1 protein-coding gene is annotated in these 390 nt (G+C 51.5%); it reads left to right on the top strand.

The window, feature by feature from the left end; genetic code table 11:
• Window positions 1–77: 77 nt before the first annotated feature.
• Window positions 78–390 (top strand): IS5/IS1182 family transposase (locus tag KP22_RS21135; protein WP_039326420.1); only part of this gene is annotated, 313 nt, incomplete at its 3' end.

Raw genomic sequence — 390 nt, 5'->3', positions numbered from 1 at the left:
GGCTTTGTTGAATAAATCGAACTTTTGCCAAACGGCAGGATCAGATCACGCATCATCCTGATAATACAGGCAGTGCCGTGGCAAAGCAGAAGTACAAAATCACCAACTGGAAGACCTACAATAAAGCCCTCATTCATCGTGGTTCCGTCACTTTCTGGCTGGACGAAGAAGCCATTCAGGCGTGGTACGAGTCAGCAACGCCCTCATCACGAGGCAGACCTCTGCGTTATTCAGACCTTGCCATCACGACCGTTCTGGTCGTTAAGCGCGTTTTCCGGCTGACCCTCCGGGCCGCACAGGGCTTTATTGATTCCATTTTTGCCCTGATGGGCATTCCTTTGCGCTGCCCGGATTACACCAGTGTCAGCAAACGTGCGAAGTCGTTTGATG

The sequence above is a fragment of the Pectobacterium betavasculorum genome, assembly GCF_000749845.1.
Classification (GTDB): Bacteria; Pseudomonadota; Gammaproteobacteria; order Enterobacterales; family Enterobacteriaceae; genus Pectobacterium; species Pectobacterium betavasculorum.
Note: the sequence above shows the minus strand (reverse complement) of the source record. Positions and strands in the feature narration are given on the sequence as shown.